Below are 23394 nucleotides of genomic sequence, written 5' to 3'. Positions count from 1 at the left end.
GTGTCAAGAATTCTTTACATGCGGCTCAGATCACGTCGCTGCTCCACGCGTCGAGGTTGCCGTAGCGGTGCGCGGTGATCGAGATCGACTGCTCGTGCACGAACGGCAGCAGCTCGATGCGGGCGGCCGCCGTCACCTCGCCGTCGTACACCGCGAGGTCGGGATCGCCAGCGGAAGCCGAGGCCAGCTTCGCGCGGAGAGCGGCGACACCCTCACGACCGCCGACCAGTCGCACTCGATCGCTCGCCGGCAGTGTGACGCCTTCGAGGTCGGCGTCCTGACGGAGCAGCCGCTGCAACCACTCGTCGTCGCTCTCGAGGAACACCGGGGCGTCGAGGTCTCCGAGCGCTCGGCGCACCTCGGCGGGCAATCCGGAAGGGGTGGAGATGACGAACCTGGCGCCGGAGCGCACCCCGGCGATCACCACGCGCAGCAGGTCGTGCAGCGCGGCGTCGTCGGTCGCGCGCACTTCGACGGGCACGGGGCGATATCGGAACAGGTTGCGCTCGACTCCCAGACGCGACACGTCGCGCACCTGGCCGAACTCCCGATCCCAGGCCAGCGCATCCGAGAGAGCCGAGCGCCGCAGCCACTCGAACGACTCATACGCGAGCGAGGACTGTGCCGCCTCGATCACCGCGGTGATGCGCGAATCGAGCCCGCGCAGGTGCAGGGTGCTGGAGGCCGGCCCTGCCGACTGCGAGCGCCACGATCCCAGGCCGATGAGATAGTTGGGCCCACCCGCCTTCGCGCCGGGGCCGACCGAGGAGCGCTTCCAGCCGCCGAAGGGCTGACGCTGCACGATCGCGCCGGTGATGCCGCGATTCACGTAGAGATTGCCCGCCTGCACCCGGTCGAGCCAGTACGACAGCTCCTCCGGATCCTGGGTGTGCAGCCCTGCGGTGAGTCCGTAGGCGACGGCGTTCTGCATCTCCACGGCGCGCGCGAGGGTCGGGGCGTGCATCACCCCGAGCACGGGGCCGAAGAACTCCTCGGTGTGGAAACGCGATCCCGGTTGCACCCCGACGCGCACGCCGGGACGCCAAAGCCGTCGGCTGCCGTCGTCCGCCGCGGCGAGAGACGGCTCGATCAGCCACTGCTCGTCGCCCTCGAGCTCACTCAGCGCCCAGGCGAGCTTGCCCTGCGGCTGCTCGATCACCGGCCCCACCTCGGCCAGCGGATCGGTAGGAGGACCGACGTGCAGCGAGCGCACGGCGTCGGCCAACTGGCGGGCGAACCGGGCCGAGCGTCCGACCGGCCCCACGAGGATCGCGAGCGACGCCGCCGAGCACTTCTGCCCGGCATGTCCGAAGGCGCTCTTGACGAGGTCGGCGACCGCGAGGTCGAGATCGGCGGAGGGCGTGATGATGATCGCGTTCTTGCCGCTGGTCTCCGCGAGCAGCGGCAGATCCGGGCGCCAGGAGCGGAACAGCGCCGCCGTGTCCCACGCGCCGGTGAGGATCACCCGGTCGACCGCCGCGTGCGTGATCAGCTCGCGGCCGAGCTCCCCCTCTTCGACGTCGACGAGCGCCAACAGGTCGCGGGGGATCCCTGCCTCCCACAGCGTCTCGGCGATCACCGCCGCACAGCGACGGGCCTGTGGTGCGGGCTTGAAGACCACACCGGAACCTGCGGCGAGCGCGGCGAGCACTCCTCCGGCGGGAATGGCGACGGGGAAGTTCCAGGGCGGCGTGACGACCGTGACGGATGCCGGGACGAACACGGCGCCGGCGATCGCGTCGAGCTCCCTGGCCTTGGCTGCGTAGTAGCGCGCGAAGTCGACGGCCTCGCTCACCTCGATGTCGGCTTCTGCGAAGACCTTGCCGGTCTCGGAGGCCGCGACCTCGATGAGGTCTCCGCGACGGGCCTCGAGTGCAGCCGCGGCACGCAACAGCACCTCGGCACGCTCGGCGGCAGGTCGCCCGCCCCAGGCCGGGGCCGCGCGACGCACACCGTGCACGACCCGCTCGAGCTCGTCCGCATCGGACACCTGCGCCGCCGCGATCGTGGCAGACCCCAGGTCGGAGGTCGCGATGCGCTCGCGCACCTCGCGCGCCCATTCGCGGTTGGCGGGAAGCGCGGGGTCGCTGTCGACGGTGTTCGCGAAGCCCGGGGCTCCGCCGGTGTCCTGCTCCAGCTCGCGGGCGGAGTAGACCGCGGTCTCCAGGAACGCCTCCCGGCCGCCGTCGTCCGAGCCGCGGGAGATGCCGAGCACCGCCTTGGTCAGGTCGGTCTCCGGCACCGGGGCGACGGGTGCAGGGCGCAGCGACTCGTGCACGGGGGCGAGACGGTCCTGCGTGCGACGGGGTCCGATGCGCAGCGTCGGGTCGCCCGCCCTGTCGAGCGCATCGAGGAAGCGATCCTGCTCGCGGACGAACAGCGACTCGTCCTCGCCGAGCCGGAAGGCGGCGGAGAGGAAGTTGTCCGGCGAGGCGTTCTCCTCGAGCCGGCGCACCAGGTAGCTGATGGCCACGTCGAACTCCGCTGGCTCCACCACCGGCACGTAGAGCAGCACCGGTCCGACCTCGCGCGAGACGGCTCGCACCTGCCCCTGGGCCATGCCGAGCAGCATCTCGAACTCCACGGCCTCCCGCACGCCCCGCTCGCCCGCCAGCAGCCAGGCGTAGGCGATGCCGAAGAGGTTGTGCCCCGCGACGCCGATCTTCACCGCAGCCGTGTGCTCCGGCCGCAGCGCCCAGTCGAGGCAGCGCAGGTAGTTCGCGTCGGTGTCGAGCTTGGTGTCGTAGGTCGCAGGCGTCCACCCGTGCATCCGCGCCTCGACGTGCTCCATCGCGAGGTTCGCCCCCTTCACGAGACGCACCTTGATGCGGGCGCCGCCGTGCGCCACGCGGTCCTGCGCCCACGCGGCGAGCTCCTGCAGGGCGGGCAGCGCGTCCGGCAGGTACGCCTGCAGCACGATCCCGGCTTCGAGCCCGGCCAGTCGGGGGTCCTCGAGGATGCGCGTGAAGACGGCGATCGTGAGGTCGAGGTCGCGGTACTCCTCCATGTCCAGGTTGATGAAGGTGCCGTCGGCCGCCGCCGCGAGATACAGCGGAAGGAGCCGCTCTACCACCTCGTCGACGACCTCGTCGAAAGCCCACATCGACAGGTGGCTGATGATCGCCGAGACCTTCACCGAGACGTAGTCCACGTCCGGACGGCGGACGAGCGCGTGGATGCCGTCGAGCCGTCGTCGGGCCTCCGCCTCCCCGAGCACGGCCTCGCCGAGCAGGTTGAGGTTGAGCCGGGAGCCGTCGGCGCGGATCCGCTCGATCGCGGCGCCGAGCTTGGCAGGGCGCGCATCGACGACCAGGTGCCCCACCATGTCCCGGAGCACCCGACGGGCGATCGGCACCACGGGCGTCGGGAGGATCTGCGCGACCCCGCCACCCAGGCGCACCACCGAGCGCAGGTACCAGGGCAGGAACTCGGGCACGATCGGGGCGATGCGGTGCAGCTGCGAGGCCGCGGCGGTCAGGCTCTCCGGACGCATGACGCCGTCGACGAACCCCAGGGTGAACGGGAGTCCGTTCGCGTCCTGCAGCACTCCGGCGAGCCGGGCGGCGGCAGGGTCTGGTTCTGTGGCCGCGGCCTCGATCGTCCACCGCCGAGCCAGCTCGACGGCACGGTCTGCGAGGGATGCGGATGCCACGGCATCCGGCGGGAGGTCTGCCATGGATTTCAGCCTAGGTCTGGACACCCCGGATTCCGCGCCGCGCCGCCGCTTTCCGCCATCCGCGTCCGCTTCGCATGCGGCCGTTCTCGCCGCCCGGTGCGGCCCCGGAGCGGAGGAGCGCGGCCGGGCGGGGTGCGAATCATGCCGCACCGCCGAACGGCGCGGTCCTAAGCTGTTGCCGTGACCACGACCCCGCCCGACAGCACCTCCGCATCGCGCGGTGAGGCGGAGGTCACCGCCTCGAACGCGGGAGCCCGCGCGAAGGTGCTGGGGTGGGCGCGGCGCAGCATCGACCTCATCCCGACCTCGTGGTTGATCACCGGCGCGGGGGCGGCGCTGTTGGCGACCACCGCCCTGTTCGGCGGCCTCGAGGCCGCCGCGGTCGACCCGATCCCCGATCTCACGATCGGCGAGACGTTCTCCGGCTCCGAATTCGAGATGACCGTGGTGGGCGTCGAGCTGCGCGACGAGCGCGGAATGGCGGCGATCTATCCCGACGAGGAGAAGGGGGAGCGCCTGCTCGTCGTGACCGTGGACGTGGTGAACACCTTCTCGCAGCCGCGTGCTTCCGGATCACCCGCGAAGGTGTCTCCTCTCCTGGACGGCATCCGCATCGAAGGGCTCGATGCCAAGGGGGTGGTGTCGCGCGCCGACGACGGAAAGCTCGCGCCCACGCTCCAGCCCGACGTTCCGGCCCGTGTGCTGATCACCTGGGCCGTGGGACCGGACGACTTCCGCGACGGCGACGAGGTCTCGCTCACCCTCCCCGACTCCGACCACTACGTCGGGCAGAGCCTGATCCGCGGCGACTACTGGAACGATCCCCGCGTCGGCGCGACGCTGACGACCACGATCGAGGAGGTGAGCGCCGGATGAAGAAGCACGTGCTCGTCTGGCTGCTCACCACGGCGCTGCTCGCGTGCGCGTGGGTCCTCGTCAAGGTCACGCTCCCCGACGACGCTCCGGATGCCCCCTTCCCCGCGGTCGCGCAGATCGGCGAGGAGGCCGTCACACGCAACCTCGTCGCGACCGTGACCGATGTCCATCTCACGAATCGGGTCACCGATGCCGAGGGCTGGTCCGCCGAGGGCACCTGGCTCGTGATCGACCTCGACGCCGCGAGCGGGGTCACGCAGCGGTTGAGCACCCTCAGGCTCGCCGAGCTCACGATCGGCGAGCGCACGTTCAGCGCCACGGATCGCGGAACCACCTTCCTCGCTCAGCGTCTGGTCACCGCGGTTCCCCGCAGCGGCAGTCTGGCGTTCGAGCTCCCCGACGACGTCGTGGGTGACAGGGCCACCCTGCGCCTGGGCGTGCCGGGATCGGGCGGCTTCGAGGTGCTGCGCGACGGCGTGATCGACCTGCCGATCGACCTGGCGACTCTCCCCGTCGAGGCCGAGGTGCTCCTGGTCGAGAACGGGTGGGCGCGATGACGATCCCTCCTCCGCTCTTTCCTCCCGCCCCTCAGGAAGACCCCGCAGCCGCAGCTGTTCCGACGAAGCGCGATTCCTGGTGGCGGCGCAACACCGTCGCCCTGATCGCACTCGCCCTCCTCGTGCCCGCGACGGCGGCCGCCGTGGGTTGGCAGGAGTGGTACCAGTACTTCGGGTTCGGTGCCCGCGCGGTCGCCCCGGTGGTCGTGCCGGAAGACGAGACGACGGACCTCGCCGGCGCAGCCTGGGGCCCGATCCGCGGCGGGGAGATCGACGACGTCTCCGGCCTCGACGTACCGGAGAAGACGCGGCTGATCGCGGTCGCGGTGCCCGTGGACCCGGAGGCCGAGGGCGTCGGGTGCGAGGCTCCCGTGCTCGTGGAGCAGTCGACGGGGCGGGAGTGGAGTCCGGTGCGCGCCGAGATCGGACTCGACTGGAGCGCCGACGAGCCCGAGACGTGCCTCAGCGAGCAGGCGAGCCCTTACGAGTTGATCGTGCCGTTCGTGGTTCCTGCCGACGTGGAGGGCCCGTTTTGGGTCGACATCCGGCCCTATCGCGCCGGCGGCTCGTTCGTGAGGTTCGAGTTCGAACCCTGACCGCCGACGGCGTCACGAGGCGGCGCCGAGACCACAGCGGCTGCCACCGCATCGACCGACGAGGGCAGCAGTCCGGCCGCATCCGCGACGGCACGCATCTCCGCTTCCGCCTCCGTGGAGGCCGAGGCGTCCGGCCGCGCCTGCTGGCGACGTCGCAGCCGTCCGAGCGTGGCGTCGTAGGCGCCGCTGATCACGGCGATGCGGAGGGGTTCGATGAGCAGGAGCGGCACGAGGGAGACGAGCGGGGCCGCGACCGCCCAGAACACGTAGTCCTGCGGTCCGATCAGCCGGGTGACACCGAAGCCGAGGACCGATTCGAGCGCCTTCACCGCCACGTAGAGCAGCGCGTAGGAGGCGACCAGCAGGGGACCCGCTCGCCACATCAGCAGCAGGGCGCGACCGATCGGCCGGAAGCGCGCTCCCAGCTCGTCGCCGAGGTCGCGCAGCCGTCGCACCAGGGGGTTGGGGATCGCCTCCGTGTGCTGACGGAACCGCGAGACGAGTTCACTCTCGACGCGCAGCTTCTCGGCGACGATCGCCTGTCCGAAGACGACTCCGGCGATCGTGAGCCAGGCCAGCGGCGCCAGCAGCACGGGGCCCGCCTCGGAGAGGACCCAGCCGATCCCCTCCCACAGCCAGCGCAGGGGAGCCACGGCGTCGAGGATGCCCTCCCGCACCGTCTCGAGGTACGCCATCGCCGCGCGACTGTCGACCCAGGCCTTGATCGCGTCGAAGATGTCGCCGAGCACCATCACCGAGAAGAAGACCCAGACGACCTCGAAGTACACCGCCACCGGCGACAACCAGGCCGCGAGCTTCGGCGACCACTTCGACCACGCCCATCGACCGGCGAACGCGAGCACGATGATCGCGATGGTCCACACGTTGATCGGCAGGTTGAGCACGGTGTCGTCCGAGCTCACGGGCGGCTCGCCGTTCACGCTCGCCGTCCACACGATGCCGTTGCGCACCTCGAGAGCGCGGAGCGAGTAAGCCCGCACGTCCTCGCCGAGCAGCCCCTGCGCCCAGTACACCGCGAAGAACGGCAGGATGCCGGCGAGAAGGGCCGAGAGGAAAGTACGCCGACGCTCCACCGGCGACTCCGGCAGCGGTGCCACCTCCTGCAGGTTGCGCAGACCGTCGCGCAGCACGAGGAACATCGCCACCAGGCTCACCAGCCGGGCGAGGATCGCGATCGGCAGCACCAGGAAGCCCAACGTCGCCGACGAGGCTCCGATGAAGCCGGCGATCTCTGTGACCCCGTAGTGCACCAGGACGCCCGCGAGGTACCACGCCATCAGCGCAGGCCAGTGCCGCCACAGCACTCGCCCGGTCGTCGTCAGGATCGCCAGCACACGCCTAAGCTACCGCGCCGGTGCGGACGGAGAGAACGTTCCTCTGCCGCTCAGCCCCTAGGGGTTTTCGAACTCAGCCCCAGACGCTCAGCCCCAGACGCTCGGGGCCTTCGCCCGCACGGGAGGAAGCGCCGAGGCCGCTGCCCAGTCGTGCACCCAGGCGTCGATCTCCGGAACACCCTCCGGCTTGCCCACGGCCGCGAAAAGCTCCTCGTTGCTGACGGTCCCTCCGGTGCGTCGCAGCATCCTGGCCCGCACGATCGCCCGTGCGTAGACCTCGCCGTCCACGACGGCGCGGTGCTCCATGAAGAGCGCCTTGTCGTCGTGCCCGATGAAACGCGACTGCACCTCGAACCGCTGCCAGAGCTGCAGCGACTTGCGGAACGTGATCGTCTCGCTGGAGACGACCGCATACCAGCCCCGGTCCTTCATCGCATCGAACAGTCCGGTGCGGATGAGCAGGTCCCAGCGCCCGAGGTCGAACAACGACAGGTAGCGGCCGTTGTTCATATGGCGCAGGATGTCGATGTCGGTGGGCAGCGTGGTCAGGGTGATGCTGCCGACGGCGGTGGGGTCGAGGGCCTTCCCCCGTCGCACGCGGCGGCGAGCACCGAGGATCACCAGGAGGGTCCGCCAGATCACGTTCACGAGCATCGATCGTAGCCAGGAGTGCACGATCGGCGAACATCGTTGTGCGAAACCTCCATGACCGCGGGAAGGGTGTCATCGGACATCCCCTCGATTTCCCCTTCGCGGACGCCGCGCGTAGAGTCACGACCATGAGCGCCGAAGCCCAGCCTGAAGTCATCGTCCGTCCGGTCCGTGATGTGGATGCGGAAGCCCTCGGTCGCGTGCATGCGCAGTGCTGGCACGAGACCTACGACCACCTGATCAGCAAGGCGGCGCTGGAGAAGGTCTCGCCCCGCCGCATGGCCGAACTGTGGACGCACTGGGCCTCGCAGGGCCCCGAGTTCAAGATGAACGCCGCGCTGGTCGACGGGGAGATCGTGGGCTTCGTCGGCTCCGGCCCCGCCCGCGACAAGGACGCTCCGGCGTTCCGCGAGCTCTACTTCATCTACCTGCTCGACGCCTATCACTCCACCGGCATCGGCCAGAAGCTGTTCGACGCCGCCGTGGAGAAGGACGAGCCGCTGTACCTGTGGGTCGCCGAGGACAACCCTCGCGCGCACCGGTTCTACACCCGCAACGGTTTCCACCTCGACGGCGCATCGCACACCGAGCCGTTCCTGGGCGAGACGCTGACCGAAGTGCGCTTCGTCCGCCCCTGACCCTCCGAGCACGTGCAGAGCGGGCCGTCTCCTCCGGGAGGCGGCCCGCTCTGTCGTCACCGCGGGATCAGGGGCGTCAGAGCCGTTCGACGATGGTCACGTTCGCGACCCCGCCGCCCTCGCACATGGCCTGCAGACCGTAGCGTCCGCCCGTGCGTTCGAGCTCGTTGAGCATCGTGGTCATCAGCCTGGTCCCGGTCGCGCCGATGGGGTGACCGAGCGCGATGGCTCCGCCGTTGACGTTCACCCTCTCGTGCGGAGCATCGAGCTCGCGCATCCAGGCGAGCACCACGGGAGCGAAGGCCTCGTTCACCTCGAACAGGTCGATGTCGGAGACCCGCATCCCCGCGCGCTCCAGCGCGAGCTTCGTGGCGGGGATCGGAGCGGTGAGCATGAGGATCGGACTGTCGCCGCGCACCGTCATCTGATGGATGCGGGCACGGGGCGAGAGCCCGTGGTCACGCACGGCCTGCCCGCTGGCGATGAGCACGGCGCTGGACGCATCGCTGATCTGCGACGACACGGCGGCGGTGATCCGTCCACCCTCCCGCAGCGGCGCGAGCCCCGCCATCCGCTCCAGCGTCGTGTCGCGGCGCACACCCTCGTCGTGGTCGAGACCGTTCAGCGGAGCGATCTCGCCGATGAAGCGACCCTCGTCCTGCGCCAGGGCTGCACGACGATGGCTCTCCAGGGCGAACCGCTCCATCTCCTCGCGGGAGATGTCCCACTTCTCGGCGATCAGCTCGGCACCGGCGAACTGCGAGATCTCCTGATCGCCGTAGCGGTCGGTCCAGGCGGGCGACTGCGCGTACGGCGTGGTGAAGCCGTAGGACTCCCCCACGGTGGCCGCGGCGGTCAACGGCACCTGCGACATGTTCTGCAGTCCGCCCGCGATCACGAGGTCGCTCGTGCCGCTCATCACGGCCTGCGCCGCGAAGTGCACGGCCTGCTGGCTCGACCCGCACTGCCGGTCGATGGTCACCCCGGGAACGTGCTCGGGGAATCCGGCGGCGAGCAGGGCCGTCCTGGCCACGTTGCCGGATTGGCCGCCGATCGCGTCGATGACGCCCAGGATCACGTCGTCCACCGCACCGGGGTCGATCCCCGTCCGGTCGACGAGCGCCCGAAGGCTGTGGGCGCCGAGGTCCACAGGGTGGACCTCGGCGAGCGATCCGCCGCGCCTGCCGACCGGCGAACGGACCGCGTCGACGATGTATGCCTCAGCCATGATCGCGCCTCTCCTCCAGTCCCTCGGGACTCTCTAGGCCGGGAACACCAGCCGGAACCGCTCGCAGACCACCGGCATGTCCGGTTCGTAGCCGCGCGGGTTCTCGGAGTGGGTGCGCCAGTAGCGTTCGTGCACCTCGCGCCAGTGCGTCAGCGTGCGGTCGCCCTCCCCCTCGGCGAAGGCATGGGCCTCGTCGACCTCGTCGAACGGCGTGATGTCGATCGTCGTGGTCTCGATCACAGCCCGCGGGGCGCCGGTGCCGTCCAGGATGATGCTGAGCTCGCCCACAGCGGGGAGAGGGTCGCCGGTCGCGTCGTAATCCCAGAGGGACGACGCGGTGCCGACCTTGATGCCGTCGAGCACGAGTGCCAGCAACTCGTCGGCGTGCTCGGGCGTCGCCCCGAACCCCCAGGCGTCCGGCCGCGTCTCCGGGAGGTGAGGCAGGGCGGTCCGCACGGTGCGCCAGTATTCGGCGATGACCTCGTCGCTCATCTGCTCACCGACCCGAGACCTTGCCGAACACCTTGGCGATGGGGGCGAGCACGAGCGGACGCGCAGCCGCCCATCCGATTGCGATCACCACGAGCGACAGGATGAACACCCAGAATCCGGTCCACGTCACCGCGTCCTGCGACGCGAACATGTGGTTCAGGTTGCGCAGGAACCCGGTCAACATGACGAGCGCCACGTGCGCGATGATGAACGCCACAAAGTACAGCATGATCGGGAAGTGCAGCGCCCGCGCCCACTCGACCGGGTACGCCTTCGACAGCTTCTCGGCCTTCTTCGGCCACAGCCCCGACATGCGGAAGCCGGTGATCGCGGCGAGCGGCGCCGCGATGAACACGGTGGCGAAGTAGGCGAGCTGCTGCAGGCTGTTGTAGTTGTTCCAGCCGTTCTCGTGCGGCCAATCGAACGAGATGTACTGCAGGGCCGCCGAGAGGGCGTTCGGGAACACCTCCCAGCTGGTCGGGACGATGCGCACCCAGTGCCCCGTGACGAACAGCAGCACGACGAAGATCACGCCGTTGACGAGCCACAGGATGTCGAGCGACTGGTGGAACCACAGGTTGAGGCTGATCTTGCCCTTCGCGTTGTTGCGAGGGGTCCAGAAGACCGTCGGGCGCTTCTCGGTGCGCACCTGCAACCCCGAGCGGATGATCAGCACCATCAGGAACATGTTGAAGAAGTGCTGCCACCCGATCCACGGGGCGAATCCCGGCTCGACGGCGATCCCGGGCTCGTACTCGCCGGGGAAGGCCGCCAGGAAGTCCTGCATGAACGGGAAGCTCAGGAGCGTGCGCACGAACGCGATGGCGGCTCCGGCGAGCACCCCGAGCGCAGCGGCTCCGAACAGCACGCCGATCACCTGGGTCCACGTCGGGCGCGGGCGGCCGGTCGTCGGGGCCGACGTCTGTGGGAGGCGTCGGGGCGCTCGTCCGTTCCACACGGTCTGCGTCCACGGGAGCGGAGTCGAGACGTCGGCGAGCACGGACGACGGTCCGGTCGCAACGGCAGGAGTCGCGGCAGCCGCGACGGGAACGACTGCGGCCGGCACGACGGACTCGGGCGCGACGGGCTCGGGCGCGACGGGCTCGGCTGGGGCGGCAGCAGAGAGGGGAACAGTGTCGGCGGGCGGCCACGGGTCTCCGCCGGCGACACGAGGCAAGCCGCGTCGGACACCGGTGCCGTCGGCCGTGGCCACCGCGACGGGGGCGGAGGTCTCTGCCGCAGAGATGTCCGCTGTGGCGGTCGACGCCGCGGGCGCTGGCACGGATGCTGACGCAGCCGGCACGGGGTCCGACACCGCCGACCCCGGAGAGGGAGCGGGTACTGCCGCAGCGGGTTCGGGCACCTCGGCGGGAGAAGTGGGAGCGGTCGGCGACGTCGACGGCGGCCAAGGCTCCCCGCCCGGCACACGCGGCAGACCGCGACGGATCCGCGCTGCCCCACCGGCCGTTGCCGGAGCGGCCGCTGCAACAGCAGCCGTCACGGTCGCCGGCGATGCCGGGCCGCCGGGGCCGGTGGCCCGGACAGGCACGTCAACGTCCGAAGACACCGCGACCTCCGGAATTGTCGCGGGCTCGTCGGGCGCCGCGCTCGTCACCGCGTCCGCCGCCCGATCATCCACCGTGGCATCCTCCGCCACCGCATCAGCGGGAGGCCAGGGATCTCCTCCAGGCACGCGCGGCAGACCGCGTCGCAGCATCCGCGTCGCCATAGCTACTTCTTCCGTGCCTCGAGTGCCGCGATCACCTGTGGGACCACGGTGAACACATCGCCGACGATGCCGAAGTCCGCGACGTCGAAGATCGGCGCATCCGCGTCCTTGTTGATGGCGATGATGTTCTTCGATGTCTGCATGCCCGCGCGGTGCTGGATCGCTCCGGATATGCCGAGTGCGACATACAGCTGCGGCGACACCGAGACGCCGGTCTGTCCGACCTGATGGGACTGCGGGATGTAGCCCGCGTCGACGGCCGCGCGCGAGGCACCGACGGCCGCGCCGAGCGCGTCGGCGAGCTCTTCGACGAGCACGAACTTCTCCTTCGACGCGAGACCTCGGCCACCGGAGACCACCTTCGTGGCTCCCCGCAGCTCGGGACGGGAGGAGGCGACCTCCACCGCCTCGACCGGGCCCGCCGTGGCCGCGACGGCCCCGGACGGAGTGACATCGAGCACCTCGACCGAGTGCGATGCGACGGCTTCGGCGCGCGCGTCGACAGCTCCCTGACGCACCGTGATCACCGGAGTCCCGAACGTGGGAGCCGAATCGACCAGGTACGCCCCGCCGTAGACCGAGTGGTGGGCCACGACGCCTTCGTCATCGCGCGAGACCCCGACGGCATCGACCGACAGCGCACTCTTCGTGCGCACCGCGAAGCGCCCGGCGACGTCGCGGCCGGAGATCGAGTTCGAGATGAGGACGGCATCGGGTCGCACCTGGGCTGCGGCTGCCTGCAGTGCGTCGACGATCGGCACCGTGAGCGCAGCCGGGTCCCCGTCGGCGGTCAGCACCACGGATGCCCCCGCCGCCGCTGCCTGATCCACGGCCGCGGGACCGCCGCCGACGATCAGGGCCACCGGCGAACCGATCGTGGAGGCGGCGCCGATGAGGGCGGCCGTGCTGGTCGCGACGTAACCGGAGGGGTCGATGTCGACGAGGACGAGGATCGGGTTCTCGGAAGAGGTCATCTCACACCAGCCTGTTCTGCACGAGGTAGTCGACGAGCTTGTCGGCGGCGTCGCCCTCGTCGATGATCTTCACTCCGGCCGCGCGCGGGGGCTTCTCCGCCACCGCGGTCATGATGGTGCGCGGGGCGACGGACGGATCGGCCGAGACGTCGAGGTCGGCGAGGGAGAGCACCTCGAGCGGCTTCTTCTTCGCCGCCATGATGCCCTTGAAGTTCGGGAAGCGTGCGTCGGGGAGCGCCTCGGTGATGGAGATCACGGCGGGCAGCGGCGCCGAGACCGGCTGGCTCCCGGCGTCGGCGCCTCGCACTCCGGAGATGCCGTCGGGGGCGATCTCGACCGAGGTGAGAGCGGTGGCCTGGGCGAATCCGAGGTGCTCGGCGAGCATCGCGGGGATCACTCCACCGGAGCCGTCCGTCGACAGGTTGCCGGTGATGACGAGGTCGGGAGCGCCGCGGCGGATGGCTGCGGCCAGTACCTCGGCGGTGAGTCCGAGATCGGCGCCGGTGAGCTGCTCATCGGCGATGTGCACGGCGGATCCGGCACCGATCGCGAGAGCCCTGCGCACGGACGCGGTCGAGCTCTCCGGAGCCATCGAGACCGCGACCACCTCGGTGCCGTCGTTCTTGTCGGCGTAGCTGAGCGCGACCTCGAGGGCCCGCTCGGTGATCTCGTCGAGCACGACGTCGCCCGCCGCGCGATCGGCGAGTCCGGTCTCGAGATTCAGCTTGCGATCGCCATAGGTGTCCGGCACCTCTTTGACCAGGACGAAGATCTTCATCGATTGCTCCTCACGACTCCTGCAATTCTAGACCGCGATACTGAGTACCAACCCACTTGCGACTGAGACTCAGCGCTGACCAGGGCTGAGATGTGCCGAGACCGAGTGCGTCGCGCGCCGTCGCCGCGCCCCGCACTCCCGCCACTACCGTAGAGAGATGGCCAGACCCCGTCCGCTCCCCATCGATCCGCTCGCCGAGGCGAAGCGGCAGTGGCTCGCGCACGGATGGACGGAGGCCGCCGACGGCATGGCCCTGGTCACCTCGGTCATGCGGGCCCAGCAGCTGCTGCTCGCACGCGTCGACGCGGCGCTCAAGCCGTTCGCCCTGAGCTTCGCCCGCTACGAGGTGCTGCGACTGCTCGCGTTCAGCCGCGCGGGCAGCCTTCCGCTGTCCAGCGTGGTCGCCCGCCTCCAGGTGCACCCGACCACGGTCACGAGCACGGCCGAGCGTCTGGTCCGCGATGGTCTGATCGCGCGTGAGCCGCACCCGCACGACGGACGCGCCGCACTCCTCGTGCTGACCGAATCCGGTCGGGAACTCGTGGAGCGCGCCACCCGGGCTCTCAACGCCGACGTCTTCGCCGAGCCCGGCCTGAGCCGCGACGACGCGGCGGAGCTCGTGGCGATCGTGGCCCGGCTGCGCAAGGACGCCGGTGACTTCGCCGACCCGCGTCCGCAGCCCGAAGCGCTCTGACATGCCGCGGTTCGCGCTCGAGACGGTCATCGGCGCGCCGCCCGCCGAGGTGTTCGCCGCCTCGCTCGACCCCGAACTGCACGTGAAGAGCATGGCCCGATTCGGCGAGACGATGGTCGAGGCGCCGGCGGGCGGCGTCTTCACCGAGGGGACGACGGCGACCTGGCGAGCACGCCACTTCGGCATCCCGTTCCGACTGCGCTCGCGGGTGTTCGACGTCGATCCGCCGCACGGGTTCTCGGATCGGCAGATCGCCGGGCCGTTCGCCGCGTTTTTGCACGAGCACCGCTTCGAGGAGCATCCGGACGGCACGCTCATGCGCGACACCGTGACGTTCCGCTCACCGTTCGGTCCGCTCGGTCGGCTGGTCGACGCGTTGGTCCTCGGCAGGTACATGCGCCGCCTGATCTCCGAGCGCAACGCGATTCTCGCCGCCGAGTTCGGGGAGCCCGGGCGTACTCTTTCGGCATGAGCGAACTGCGCCTGCACACCGTCCTCACCGGCCGCGGCCCCGCGGCGGCCATCCTGCTCACCGACGATCAGGTCGCGTCCCTGGGTGCGGGCAAGGCGTTCCCCGTGGCCGTGACGATCGGTGGGCGCACCGCGCGTTTGCGCTTGGCACGCATGGGCAGCGAGAACATGATCGGCTTCAGCAAGGCCGTCCGCGCCGACCTGGGGCTCGACATCGGCCAGGAGATCGACGCCGTGATCAGAGTGGATGCGGCCGAGCGCACGGTCGACGTTCCGCCCGAGCTCGCCGCCGCGTTGGACGCCGACCCCGCACTGCGCTCCGCCTTCGACGCCCTGTCGTACTCGGTGCGCAAGGAGCACGCGCGAAGTGTGGCCGAGGCGAAGCAGGAGGCGACGCGCGAACGCCGGATCACGAAGATCGTCGACGCACTCCGCAGCTGACGGCGTGACGAACTCCGCAGAAGTACTCATCGGGCACCACGCAGAGCGCCGCTTCCGGCATGGCGTCCTCAGTTCTGCGGAGTTGTCCACGAGCGGTCAGCGGTTCTGGAAGTCCGGTGACCGCTTCTCCCGGAAGGCCGACATGCCCTCCTTCTGATCCGCGGTGTCGAACAGCGCGGCGAACGCCTGCTTCTCGTGCGCGAGCCCTTCGGCGAGGGTCGTCTCCATCGCCGCGTCCAGCGCGGCCTTGGCGGCGAACACGGACGGGAGCGACTTCGAGGCGATGGTGTCGGCGAGTTTCGTCGCCTCGGTCAGGAGCTCCGCGGTCGGCACGACACGGGACACGAGGCCGGAGCGCTCGGCCTCCTCCGCCCCCATGAACCGGCCGGAGAGCACGAGCTCGGCTGCTTTGTAGTAGCCGACTGCACGGATCAGACGCTGCGTGCCACCCATGCCGGGGATCACGCCGAGGTTGATCTCGGGCTGCCCGAACTTGGCGTTGTCGGCCGCGAGGATGATGTCGCACATCATGGCCAGCTCGCACCCGCCGCCCAGCGCGAACCCGGAGACGGCCGCGATCACGGGGGTGCGCACCGCGGCGAACTCATGCCACACACCGAAGTGATCGGTCTCGAGCATCTGCGCCGCCGACATGCCCTCCATCTCCTTGATGTCGGCACCCGCGGCGAACGCCTTCTCCGACCCGGTGACCACGATCGCGCCGACGCCCTCGTCCGCATCGAAAGCGAGCGCGGCGGCGGTCACCTCCTCGGCGATTCTGCTGTTCAACGCATTCAGCGCTTCCGGCCGGTTCAGGGTGATCCACCCCACCCGTCCGCGCTGCTCGACCAGGATCGTCTCGTACTCGGTCATGTCGCCCTCTCCGTCGTGGTTGCGTTCCACCTTCACCCCTGCGTTCGAATCGCGCAAATGGTGGCTCTCAGGTGCCCGATGGAACCATTCGCGCGATTCGAACGGCCGTCATCACACGCGGTCGTCGCGGATGTCGGTGATGATGCCGGAGAAGTCGCGGCTCGCCCCGTCTCCGGCAGCGAACGCGGCGTAGATCTCCTGGGCGAGTCGGCCCATCCGCGCATCCGTCGACGTCTGCTCGATCGCCTGCAGCGCGAGACCGAGGTCCTTCGCCATCAATGCACCGGCGAATCCGGGCTGGTAGTCGCGGTTCGCCGGGCTCGTGGGCACCGGTCCGGGCACGGGGCAGTTCGTCGTGATCGACCAGCACTGCCCTGACGCCTGGGACACGACGTCGAAGAGCGCCTGGTGCTCGAGCCCGAGGCGCTCCCCCAGCACGAATGCCTCCGCGACGGCGATCTGCGAGACCGCGAGCACCATGTTGTTGCAGACCTTGGCCGCCTGTCCGAGCCCAGATCCGCCGCAGTGCACGATGCGCTTTCCCATCACCTCGAGGAGCGGAAGTGCCGCGGCGAAGTCCTCGTCCGACCCGCCCACCATGAACGCGAGAGTGCCGTTCTCCGCGCCGACCACTCCCCCGGACACCGGGGCATCGACGTTGCGGTGTCCGGCGGCGAGAGCGAGCGCGTGCGCGGCACGGGCCTCGTCGACCGGGATGGTGGACGACTCGATGAACAGCGTGCCGGGTCGCGCAGCCGCGAGCAGCTCGGTGCGATACGCCTCGATCACGTGCTTCCCGGCGGGGAACATCGTGATGACGACATCCGCCTCCGCCACGGCCTCCGCCCCGCTCGCCGCCACCGCGATGCCGGCCGCCCGCGCTGCCTCGATCGCCGCCGGAACCAGGTCGAAGCCGTGCACCTCATGACCGGCGGCGACGAGGTTCTTCGCCATCGGCAGTCCCATGTGCCCGAGTCCGAGGAAGGCCACGGCCGCTTTCGACGACGACCCGGTCATGATGCGCTCCGCATCTGATCTCCGCCACGCTGCACGGACGCCGAGCCCGCCGGTCGCAGCATCTCGCGTCCGACGATCAGACGCATGATCTCGTTCGTTCCTTCCAGGATCTGGTGCACCCGCAGGTCGCGGACCACCTTCTCGATCCCGTAGTCCTGCAGGTAGCCGTAGCCGCCGTGCAGCTGCAGGGCGCGATTGGCGACGTCGAATCCGGCATCGGTCGCGAACCGCTTGGCCATGGCGCAACGCATCGTCGCGTCCGGCGCGTGCTCGTCGACCGCCTGCGCGCCATCGCGCACCATGAGGCGTGCGGCGTGCAGGTCGGTGCGCATGTCGGCGATCGCGAACAGGATCGACTGCTTCTCGGCGAGCGGTTCGCCGAACGCCATCCGCTCGTGGACGTACTGCACAGCCTTGTCGAGCGCCCATTGCGCCCCGCCCAGCGAGCACGCGGCGATGTTGAGCCGACCGCCGTTGAGCGCGGACATCGCGATCGCGAACCCGCGTCCCTCGTCGCCGAGCATGGCGGATGCCGGGACTCGGACGCCGTCGAGGATCACCTGTCGGGTGGGCTGCGCATGCCACCCCATCTTCTTCTCCGGTGCGCCGAAGCTGAGGGATTCGGAGTCTCCCGGCACGAGGAACGCGCTGATACCGCGTGCTCCCGGTTCTCCCGTGCGCGCCATCACGACGTAGACGGCGGCCTCGCCCGCACCGGAGATGAACTGCTTCACTCCCGTGAGCACGTAATCGTCGCCGTCGCGGACCGCACTCGTCGCGACGTTGGCCGCATCAGACCCCACCCCCGGCTCTGTGAGGCAGTAGCCGCCGAACTCCGACATCGCGGTGAGCTGCGGCAGCCACGTCGCGCGCTGGCTGTCATCACCGTAGGTGTCGATCATCCACACGACCATGTTGTGGATGGAGATGTACGCCGCGACCGCCGGGTCACCCTTCGCGAGCTCCTCGAAGATCGCGACGGTGTCGAGCCGACTGAGTCCACTGCCCCCGAACTCCTCGTCGACGTAGATACCGCCGAGCCCGAGCTCTCCTGCACGGTTCAGCGATTCCCGGGGGAACAGGTGCTTCTCGTCGCGTTCCGCGGCGTAGGGGGCGAGCTCGGTCTCGGCGAACTCGCGGACGGCGCCGATGATCGCCTCGCGCTCCTCGGCGGTGGTGGTGACGGTGGTCATGGTCATCGCTTTTCCTTAGAAGTTGGGTCCCTGAGCTTGTCGAAGGGTCAGTGCATCGTGGGGATGACGAAGCTGGCGCCGTCGCGGATGCCTGCCGCGGGCCAGCGACTCGTCACCGTCTTGGTCTTCGTGTAGAAGCGGAAGGCATCGGTGCCGTGCTGGTTGAGGTCGCCGAAGCCGCTGCGCTTCCACCCGCCGAACGTGTAATAGGCGATCGGCACGGGGATCGGCACGTTCACCCCGACCATCCCGACCTCGACGCGGGCGGCGAAGTCACGAGCCGCGTCGCCGTCGCGCGTGAAGATGGCGACCCCGTTGCCGTACTCGTGCTCCGAGGCCATGCGCAGCGCCTCCTCGTAGTCGGCGGCGCGGGCGATCACGAGCACAGGGCCGAAGATCTCCTCGCGGTAGATCGCCATGTCGGTGGTGACGTGGTCGAACAGGGTCGGTCCGAGATAGAACCCCTCTTCGTGCCCTTCGACCGTGAAGCCGCGACCGTCGGCGAGCAGCGTCGCACCCTCGTCGATCCCCTGCTGGATGTAGCCTTCCACCCGTTCGACGGCCGCCCGCGTGACCAGAGGTCCGTAGTCGACGTCCGCGGCGAGGGAAGGCCCCACCCGCAGCTGGGCGACACGTTCGGTGAGCTTCGCGGCGAGGGCGTCTGCGGTCTCCTGCCCCACCGGTACGGCGACCGAGATGGCCATGCAGCGTTCGCCCGCCGAGCCGTAGCCGGAGCCGATCAGCGCGTCGACGGCCTGGTCGAGGTCGGCATCCGGCATCACGATCATGTGGTTCTTGGCACCGCCGAAGCACTGTGCGCGCTTGCCGTGGGCTGCGGCCGTCGCGTAGATGTACTCCGCGATGGGCGTGGACCCGACGAAGCCGACCGCGCGGATGCGGTCGTCGGTGAGCAGCGTGTCGACCGCCTCCTTGTCGCCGTGCACCACGTTGAGGACGCCGGCGGGCAGGCCCGCCTCGAGGAAGAGTTCGGCGATGCGCACCGGCACGGAAGGGTCACGCTCGCTGGGCTTGAGCACGACCGCATTGCCTGCGGCGAGCGCGGGGCCGGCCTTCCACAGCGGGATCATGGCGGGGAAGTTGAAGGGCGTGATCGCGGCGACGACCCCGAGCGGCTGCCGCATCGAGTACACGTCGATGCCGGTTCCGGCGCCGGTGGAGTACTCGCCCTTGAGGAGGTGCGGAGCACCGGCGGCGAACTCGATGACTTCGAGCCCCCGCTGGATGTCGCCCTTCGCGTCGTCGACCGTCTTGCCGTGCTCGCTCGCGAGGAGTTCGGCCAGAGACGTCATCTCACGTTGCACCAGGTCGAGGAAGCGCAGCAGCACGCGGGCGCGCTTCTGCGGGTTGGTCGCTGCCCACGCCACCTGCGCCTCTTCGGCGTTCGCGATCACGCGGCGCACCTCGTCGGCCGATGCGAGCGGAACCCTGGCCTGCACAGCGCCCGTGCTCGGATCGAACACGTCGGCGAAGCGACCCGAATCGGGAGTGAGAAGCGATCCGCCCACGAAGTGCGGGATAGTACGAGTCATTGTGTGACATCCCTCCGTGCCGTCGTTGGCACATTGGGGAGTTTACTCGGAGGACCGGACATTTACTAGGACATCCTTGTATCTTCCGGATCGACCTCGCCCTCGGCAGTGTTGGGTGTTCGCATCGCGTTCACCGTCCGGCCATCTCGCCCGGGTAGAACTGCAGGTGCGCGGACAGAGACTCAGACCGGATCGGGTGTCACGTCTACCGCGCGCACGGTGAGCGCTCTTGCTCCCGTCGCGGCTCCCACGCCGCGAGACCCCCGCCGAATCGGGTCGGCGGGGGTCTCTCTGTGCACGGGCGGATCCGGCCGGGAACCTCCCGCAACCGAATTAGAATCGACCAAGCGCCGTCACCCTGGCGCATCCGCTCCGGCGCCCCGACCCCTGGCGCCCGTTCCCGAGGACCGCACCATGTCCGAACCCCTCACCGTGTCCATCCGCCGCGAAGTCGACCCCGAGCGCATCGTCGAGGCGACCGCCTGGGTGCAGACGGGGGTGAACCTCGCGACGAAGTATCCGGGCTTCCTCGGCTCAGGCTGGGTGCGCGCCGGCGAAGACTCGCAGGTCTGGCACATGCTCTACCGCTTCGCGAGCGAGGATTCGCTCACCGCGTGGGAGCAGTCGGCCGAGCGGGCATGGTGGCTGTCGATGGGCGAAGGTTTCGTGCGCAGCGAGCGCTCCAAGCGCCGCACCGGGATCGAGGGCTGGTTCGACGAGCCGACCACCGGGACTATCACGCTTCCGTCCTCCGACGGCACCACCGAGACGGTCACTGTCGCACCCGCCCCGCCGCGCTGGAAGCAGGCGACCTCGATCTGGCTGGGCTTCTTCCCCGTCAACCTCGCCTTCACCTACGCGATGAGCCCGGTTCCGGGATGGAACGAACTGCCGATCTGGTTGCGGGTGCTCGTCACCACGCTCGTGCTCACGCCGATCATGGCGTACTGGGTTCTCCCGTTCGTCACCCGGTCGCTGCGGAGCTGGCTCGCCCGCTGACCGCGCGCTCGGCGTCGTGCTCCTGAGCGACCGCGAGCATCGGTTTTCCACGCCCGCCGCTCCCGCGCCACGCGGGCACCGGCCGGTACGGTGAGCCCATGCGATCGACACCCCGCGCCCTCCGCATCGCTCTCGCCACCGTCGCGGCGCTCAACCTCCTGTCGGCTCTGATCGGAATGGTCGGGTTGACGGTCGGCGGCGGGATGGGACTGCCGCCCGAATGGCTCGACGGCAGCATCTTCGACTCCTACGTCTGGCCGGGGATCATCCTGGGCGTCGTCGTCGGCGGCGTGCAGGCGCTGGCTCTCGTCGCGCAGTTCGGCCGATTCGGCGTCGCGTGGGCGATGCACGCGGCGGCCGGGCTGACGATGATGATCTGGATCTTCGTCGAGATCGCCATGATGCTCGTCTGGTCGCCGCTGCACGGCATCTTCTTCGCGACCGGCCTGATCCAGACCGTGCTGGCGGTGCTCGCGCTGGGCGCCTGGCCCCGACCCTTCTTCGCGCGGGACAGCCGGACGCACTGATGGCTGTCCCCGCGACGAAGGACGACCTGCTCACGGCGATCCGGACGGAGTACGCGCGCTTGTGCGCCGACCTCGATCGGGTGCCGACGGACTCCGCCCGCGAACTCGTGCTGCCCGGTCATGTCAAGGACACCATGATGAGTCCGGCGGACCTTCTCGCTTATCTGATCGGCTGGAACGAGCAGGTGCTCACCTGGCACGAGCGTCGCGCCGCCGGGCTCCCCGACGAGCTGCCGGCGGCAGGTTTCGGCTGGAACGACCTCGGGGCTTTGGCTCAGCACTTCTCCCGCGACCACGAGAACGCGTCCTGGGTGGAGCTGCGTGCACGCCTCGACGACGCAGAGCAGCGGATCGAAGCCCTCGTCCTGAGTCGCTCGGACCAGGAGCTCTACGGCGCCCCGTGGTACCGCACCTGGACGATGGGGCGCATGATCTCGCTCAACACCTCATCCCCCTACCGGAACGCGCGTGGTCGCATCCGCCGCTGGCTCCGGGCCCGCTGAGCGCCGGCTCAGGTCCCCTTCCCCGGCGAGACCCCCTCATCGGGCGAATCCACGAGCGAGAGCGGATCCGCGATGTCCTCCAGCGACTTGCCCGCGGCGCTGACCCCGAAGACTCCGCAGACGATGCCGCCGAACATCATGATCGACGCGCCGAGCACATAGCCCCAGAAGAGCGGACCGCGGTCGCCGCTCTCGGCGCTCTGCCCGATCAAGGCACCGTAGAGCACCGGAGCGATCGCGCCGACCAGCTGACCGATCGAGAAGATGTACGAGATGACCTGGCTGCGCAGCTCCAGCGGGAAGATCTCGCTGACCGTCAGATAGGCGGCGGATGCTCCGGCCGACGCGAAGAAGAACGACGCGCACCAGAACGCCGTGTGCGTCGCGGCGTTCAGCACCCCGGCGTTGAACAGGAAGGCGCTGACCAGCAGGATCAGACCGGCGAGCATGTAGGTGCCGAACAGCATGCGACGGCGACCCCAGGTGTCGAAGAAGTGCCCGAGGATGAGCGCCCCGGCGAGGTTCCCGACGGCGAACACGATGAAGTACTGCGACGCCGAAGCGGGCGGGGTGTCGTAGAAGTTCTCCAGCACCAGCGCGTACGTGAAGAAGATGGCGTTGTAGAGGAAGGACTGCGTCACCATCATCGTGATGCCCACCAGCGTGCGCCGCGGGTACTTCTTGAACAGCACCTTCGCGATCACGAGGAACGGCACGCGGCCGTACTCCTTGACCGTGATGGCCTTGCTCTCGTCGACGGGTGGGATCGTCTTGCCCTCCTTGCGGATGCGCTCCTCGATCTCGTCGACATTGCGCTCCGCCGCCTCTTCGCGTCCGTGCGTCATCTGCCAGCGCGGGCTCTCCGGGATGTGCCGGCGCATGTAGATGAGCAGCAGTCCGAGGAGGGGTCCGAGGAAGAAGCTGAGCCGCCACCCGATGTCCTCGGGAAGGATGTCGGTGTTCAGGAAGAACACGTTGGCCACGGCACCGAGCGCCGCACCACCCCAGTAGGTGCCGTTGATCGCGATGTCGACACGTCCGCGGTAGCGCGCCGGGATGATCTCGTCGATCGCCGAGTTGATGGCCGCGTACTCGCCGCCGATACCGGCGCCGGCCACGAAGCGCCAGATGTAGAAGAACCACGGCGCGAAGGCGAGCCCTGCGACCGCGGAGCCCACGAGGTACACGGCAAGGGAGACGAGGAAGAGCTTCTTGCGTCCCAGGCGATCGGTGAGGCGTCCGAAGAAGAGGGCACCGAAGACCTGACCGAGCAGGTAGCACGTTCCGGCGAGCCCCACCTCGGCCGGGCCCATGCCGAGGGTCGCGGCGTATCCGTTCGCGGCGACGATCTGCACCTCGAGGCCGTCGAGGATCCACGAGAACCCGAGCCCGACGACGATCAACCAGTGGAATCGCGACCACGGCAGCCGGTCCATACGTGCGGGGACGAGTGACCTGACCTCCTTGACGGCGGCGTCGGATGCGGACATGGACCCTCCTTCGTGCGCGGGGCGGAAGCACCCCGGCATCTGTCTTACTCCGAGGAGGAATTCGGTGCACCGCCTTGACCGCGGGG

General features: G+C 69.5%; 23 protein-coding genes. 10 read left to right on the top strand and 13 right to left on the bottom strand.

The window, feature by feature from the left end; translation table 11 throughout:
- Positions 1–25: 25 nt before the first annotated feature.
- Positions 26–3676, bottom strand: coding sequence for a bifunctional proline dehydrogenase/L-glutamate gamma-semialdehyde dehydrogenase (locus tag ILP86_RS02305; RefSeq protein WP_193761275.1), 3651 nt, complete (start codon positions 3674–3676; stop codon positions 26–28).
- A gap of 180 nt (positions 3677–3856) precedes the next feature.
- On the opposite strand from ILP86_RS02305, the gene ILP86_RS02300 reads away from it, so the two are divergent.
- Genes ILP86_RS02300 through ILP86_RS02290 form a run of 3 tightly spaced genes read left to right on the top strand, consistent with a single transcriptional unit; the run spans position 3857 to position 5705 of the window.
- A complete protein-coding gene (locus tag ILP86_RS02300) occupies positions 3857–4552 on the top strand; it encodes a hypothetical protein (protein WP_127012707.1) in 696 nt (231 codons plus the stop codon).
- Positions 4549–5109, top strand: coding sequence for a hypothetical protein (locus ILP86_RS02295; protein WP_061017035.1), 561 nt, complete (start codon positions 4549–4551; stop codon positions 5107–5109). Before ILP86_RS02300 ends, ILP86_RS02295 begins: the two co-directional genes overlap by 4 nt.
- Positions 5106–5705, top strand: a complete 600-nt coding sequence (locus tag ILP86_RS02290; protein WP_147251399.1) for a hypothetical protein — start codon at positions 5106–5108, stop codon at positions 5703–5705. The genes ILP86_RS02295 and ILP86_RS02290 overlap by 4 nt, the downstream gene beginning before the upstream one ends.
- Here the strand turns inward: ILP86_RS02290 and ILP86_RS02285 are convergent.
- On the bottom strand, positions 5660–7060 hold the full coding sequence (locus ILP86_RS02285) for a hypothetical protein (RefSeq protein WP_127012709.1): 1401 nt from the start codon (positions 7058–7060) through the stop codon (positions 5660–5662). The genes ILP86_RS02290 and ILP86_RS02285 overlap by 46 nt on opposite strands.
- 87 nt (positions 7061–7147) lie before the next feature.
- Positions 7148–7708: an acyl-CoA thioesterase gene (locus ILP86_RS02280; protein WP_058632957.1), complete on the bottom strand. Its 561-nt coding sequence runs from the start codon at positions 7706–7708 to the stop codon at positions 7148–7150.
- 131 nt (positions 7709–7839) lie between these two features.
- Here ILP86_RS02280 and ILP86_RS02275 point away from each other — a divergent pair, with 131 nt between their 5' ends.
- Entirely contained in the window at positions 7840–8349 is a 510-nt protein-coding gene (locus ILP86_RS02275; protein ID WP_045264712.1) for a GNAT family N-acetyltransferase, read from the top strand.
- A 76-nt stretch (positions 8350–8425) separates the two neighbouring features.
- Here the strand turns inward: ILP86_RS02275 and ILP86_RS02270 are convergent, their stop codons facing one another.
- The 5 genes from ILP86_RS02270 to ILP86_RS02250 are packed head-to-tail and all read right to left on the bottom strand — an operon-like array spanning position 8426 to position 13550.
- Positions 8426–9577, bottom strand: coding sequence for an acetyl-CoA C-acetyltransferase (locus ILP86_RS02270; RefSeq protein WP_193761274.1), 1152 nt, complete (start codon positions 9575–9577; stop codon positions 8426–8428).
- Between the two features lie 33 nt (positions 9578–9610).
- Complete coding sequence (locus tag ILP86_RS02265; RefSeq protein ID WP_193761273.1) at positions 9611–10069, bottom strand: ASCH domain-containing protein; 459 nt, start codon at positions 10067–10069, stop codon at positions 9611–9613.
- Between the two features lie 4 nt (positions 10070–10073).
- On the bottom strand, positions 10074–11798 hold the full coding sequence (locus tag ILP86_RS02260) for a cytochrome b/b6 domain-containing protein (protein ID WP_193761272.1): 1725 nt from the start codon (positions 11796–11798) through the stop codon (positions 10074–10076).
- Between the two features lie 2 nt (positions 11799–11800).
- Entirely contained in the window at positions 11801–12772 is a 972-nt protein-coding gene (locus ILP86_RS02255) for an electron transfer flavoprotein subunit alpha/FixB family protein (RefSeq protein WP_058632938.1), read from the bottom strand.
- A gap of 1 nt (position 12773) precedes the next feature.
- On the bottom strand, positions 12774–13550 hold the full coding sequence (locus ILP86_RS02250) for an electron transfer flavoprotein subunit beta/FixA family protein (RefSeq protein ID WP_058632939.1): 777 nt from the start codon (positions 13548–13550) through the stop codon (positions 12774–12776).
- Between the two features lie 157 nt (positions 13551–13707).
- Between ILP86_RS02250 and ILP86_RS02245 the strand changes: the two genes are divergently transcribed.
- From ILP86_RS02245 to ILP86_RS02235, 3 genes are read left to right on the top strand one after another with little or no spacing between them, the layout of a single operon-like run.
- Positions 13708–14244 (top strand): MarR family winged helix-turn-helix transcriptional regulator, encoded by a 537-nt coding sequence (locus ILP86_RS02245; protein WP_045264412.1) that lies wholly within the window; start codon positions 13708–13710, stop codon positions 14242–14244.
- Positions 14204–14716 (top strand): SRPBCC family protein, encoded by a 513-nt coding sequence (locus ILP86_RS02240; protein WP_230977796.1) that lies wholly within the window; start codon positions 14204–14206, stop codon positions 14714–14716. The genes ILP86_RS02245 and ILP86_RS02240 overlap by 41 nt, the downstream gene beginning before the upstream one ends.
- The gene (locus ILP86_RS02235; protein ID WP_061017017.1) at positions 14713–15156 is read left to right on the top strand and encodes a YdeI/OmpD-associated family protein; all 444 of its coding nucleotides are present in this window, start codon (positions 14713–14715) and stop codon (positions 15154–15156) included. Before ILP86_RS02240 ends, ILP86_RS02235 begins: the two co-directional genes overlap by 4 nt.
- A gap of 96 nt (positions 15157–15252) precedes the next feature.
- On the opposite strand, the gene ILP86_RS02230 is transcribed toward ILP86_RS02235, so the two are convergent.
- The 4 genes from ILP86_RS02230 to ILP86_RS02215 form a co-directional block, all read right to left on the bottom strand.
- Entirely contained in the window at positions 15253–16029 is a 777-nt protein-coding gene (locus ILP86_RS02230) for an enoyl-CoA hydratase-related protein (protein WP_046747679.1), read from the bottom strand.
- A 111-nt stretch (positions 16030–16140) separates the two neighbouring features.
- Entirely contained in the window at positions 16141–17046 is a 906-nt protein-coding gene (gene mmsB, locus ILP86_RS02225) for a 3-hydroxyisobutyrate dehydrogenase (RefSeq protein WP_193761271.1), read from the bottom strand.
- A complete protein-coding gene (locus ILP86_RS02220) occupies positions 17043–18245 on the bottom strand; it encodes an acyl-CoA dehydrogenase family protein (RefSeq protein ID WP_046747550.1) in 1203 nt (400 codons plus the stop codon). Before ILP86_RS02220 ends, mmsB begins: the two co-directional genes overlap by 4 nt.
- Before the next feature lie 41 nt (positions 18246–18286).
- On the bottom strand, positions 18287–19789 hold the full coding sequence (locus ILP86_RS02215) for a CoA-acylating methylmalonate-semialdehyde dehydrogenase (RefSeq protein ID WP_193761270.1): 1503 nt from the start codon (positions 19787–19789) through the stop codon (positions 18287–18289).
- A 414-nt stretch (positions 19790–20203) separates the two neighbouring features.
- Here ILP86_RS02215 and ILP86_RS02210 point away from each other — a divergent pair, with 414 nt between their 5' ends.
- The 3 genes from ILP86_RS02210 (at position 20204) to ILP86_RS02200 (ending at position 21818) form a co-directional block, all read left to right on the top strand.
- Positions 20204–20788 (top strand): antibiotic biosynthesis monooxygenase, encoded by a 585-nt coding sequence (locus ILP86_RS02210; RefSeq protein ID WP_046747548.1) that lies wholly within the window; start codon positions 20204–20206, stop codon positions 20786–20788.
- Between the two features lie 98 nt (positions 20789–20886).
- The gene (locus ILP86_RS02205) at positions 20887–21315 is read left to right on the top strand and encodes a hypothetical protein (protein ID WP_211368704.1); all 429 of its coding nucleotides are present in this window, start codon (positions 20887–20889) and stop codon (positions 21313–21315) included.
- Complete coding sequence (locus ILP86_RS02200) at positions 21315–21818, top strand: ClbS/DfsB family four-helix bundle protein (protein WP_113680576.1); 504 nt, start codon at positions 21315–21317, stop codon at positions 21816–21818. Before ILP86_RS02205 ends, ILP86_RS02200 begins: the two co-directional genes overlap by 1 nt.
- A gap of 8 nt (positions 21819–21826) precedes the next feature.
- Here ILP86_RS02200 and ILP86_RS02195 read toward each other — a convergent pair whose 3' ends face one another.
- The gene (locus ILP86_RS02195) at positions 21827–23308 is read right to left on the bottom strand and encodes an MFS transporter (RefSeq protein ID WP_141368455.1); all 1482 of its coding nucleotides are present in this window, start codon (positions 23306–23308) and stop codon (positions 21827–21829) included.
- Between the last annotated feature and the right edge of the window lie 86 nt (positions 23309–23394).

This window comes from Microbacterium sp. R1, from assembly GCF_015159725.1.
Taxonomy (GTDB): Bacteria; Actinomycetota; Actinomycetes; order Actinomycetales; family Microbacteriaceae; genus Microbacterium; species Microbacterium oxydans.
The sequence above is the reverse complement of the archived record's forward strand: the minus strand, read 5'-3'. Positions and strand labels throughout refer to the sequence as shown.

Excerpts from the sequence above, each read along its gene's own strand:
- ILP86_RS02270 (WP_193761274.1), bottom strand. The coding sequence starts at position 9,577 with ATGGCTGAGGCATACATCGTCGACGCGGTCCGTTCGCCGGTCGGCAGG.
- ILP86_RS02275 (WP_045264712.1), top strand. The coding sequence starts at position 7,840 with ATGAGCGCCGAAGCCCAGCCTGAAGTCATCGTCCGTCCGGTCCGTGAT.
- mmsB (WP_193761271.1), bottom strand. The coding sequence starts at position 17,046 with ATGACCGGGTCGTCGTCGAAAGCGGCCGTGGCCTTCCTCGGACTCGGG.
- ILP86_RS02265 (WP_193761273.1), bottom strand. The coding sequence starts at position 10,069 with ATGAGCGACGAGGTCATCGCCGAATACTGGCGCACCGTGCGGACCGCC.
- ILP86_RS02210 (WP_046747548.1), top strand. The coding sequence starts at position 20,204 with ATGTCCGAACCCCTCACCGTGTCCATCCGCCGCGAAGTCGACCCCGAG.
- ILP86_RS02220 (WP_046747550.1), bottom strand. The coding sequence starts at position 18,245 with ATGACCATGACCACCGTCACCACCACCGCCGAGGAGCGCGAGGCGATC.
- ILP86_RS02235 (WP_061017017.1), top strand. The coding sequence starts at position 14,713 with ATGAGCGAACTGCGCCTGCACACCGTCCTCACCGGCCGCGGCCCCGCG.
- ILP86_RS02260 (WP_193761272.1), bottom strand. The coding sequence starts at position 11,798 with ATGGCGACGCGGATGCTGCGACGCGGTCTGCCGCGCGTGCCTGGAGGA.
- ILP86_RS02245 (WP_045264412.1), top strand. The coding sequence starts at position 13,708 with ATGGCCAGACCCCGTCCGCTCCCCATCGATCCGCTCGCCGAGGCGAAG.
- ILP86_RS02295 (WP_061017035.1), top strand. The coding sequence starts at position 4,549 with ATGAAGAAGCACGTGCTCGTCTGGCTGCTCACCACGGCGCTGCTCGCG.
- ILP86_RS02215 (WP_193761270.1), bottom strand. The coding sequence starts at position 19,789 with ATGACTCGTACTATCCCGCACTTCGTGGGCGGATCGCTTCTCACTCCC.
- ILP86_RS02200 (WP_113680576.1), top strand. The coding sequence starts at position 21,315 with ATGGCTGTCCCCGCGACGAAGGACGACCTGCTCACGGCGATCCGGACG.
- ILP86_RS02290 (WP_147251399.1), top strand. The coding sequence starts at position 5,106 with ATGACGATCCCTCCTCCGCTCTTTCCTCCCGCCCCTCAGGAAGACCCC.
- ILP86_RS02250 (WP_058632939.1), bottom strand. The coding sequence starts at position 13,550 with ATGAAGATCTTCGTCCTGGTCAAAGAGGTGCCGGACACCTATGGCGAT.
- ILP86_RS02195 (WP_141368455.1), bottom strand. The coding sequence starts at position 23,308 with ATGTCCGCATCCGACGCCGCCGTCAAGGAGGTCAGGTCACTCGTCCCC.
- ILP86_RS02205 (WP_211368704.1), top strand. The coding sequence starts at position 20,887 with ATGCGATCGACACCCCGCGCCCTCCGCATCGCTCTCGCCACCGTCGCG.
- ILP86_RS02305 (WP_193761275.1), bottom strand. The coding sequence starts at position 3,676 with ATGGCAGACCTCCCGCCGGATGCCGTGGCATCCGCATCCCTCGCAGAC.
- ILP86_RS02255 (WP_058632938.1), bottom strand. The coding sequence starts at position 12,772 with ATGACCTCTTCCGAGAACCCGATCCTCGTCCTCGTCGACATCGACCCC.
- ILP86_RS02230 (WP_046747679.1), bottom strand. The coding sequence starts at position 16,029 with ATGACCGAGTACGAGACGATCCTGGTCGAGCAGCGCGGACGGGTGGGG.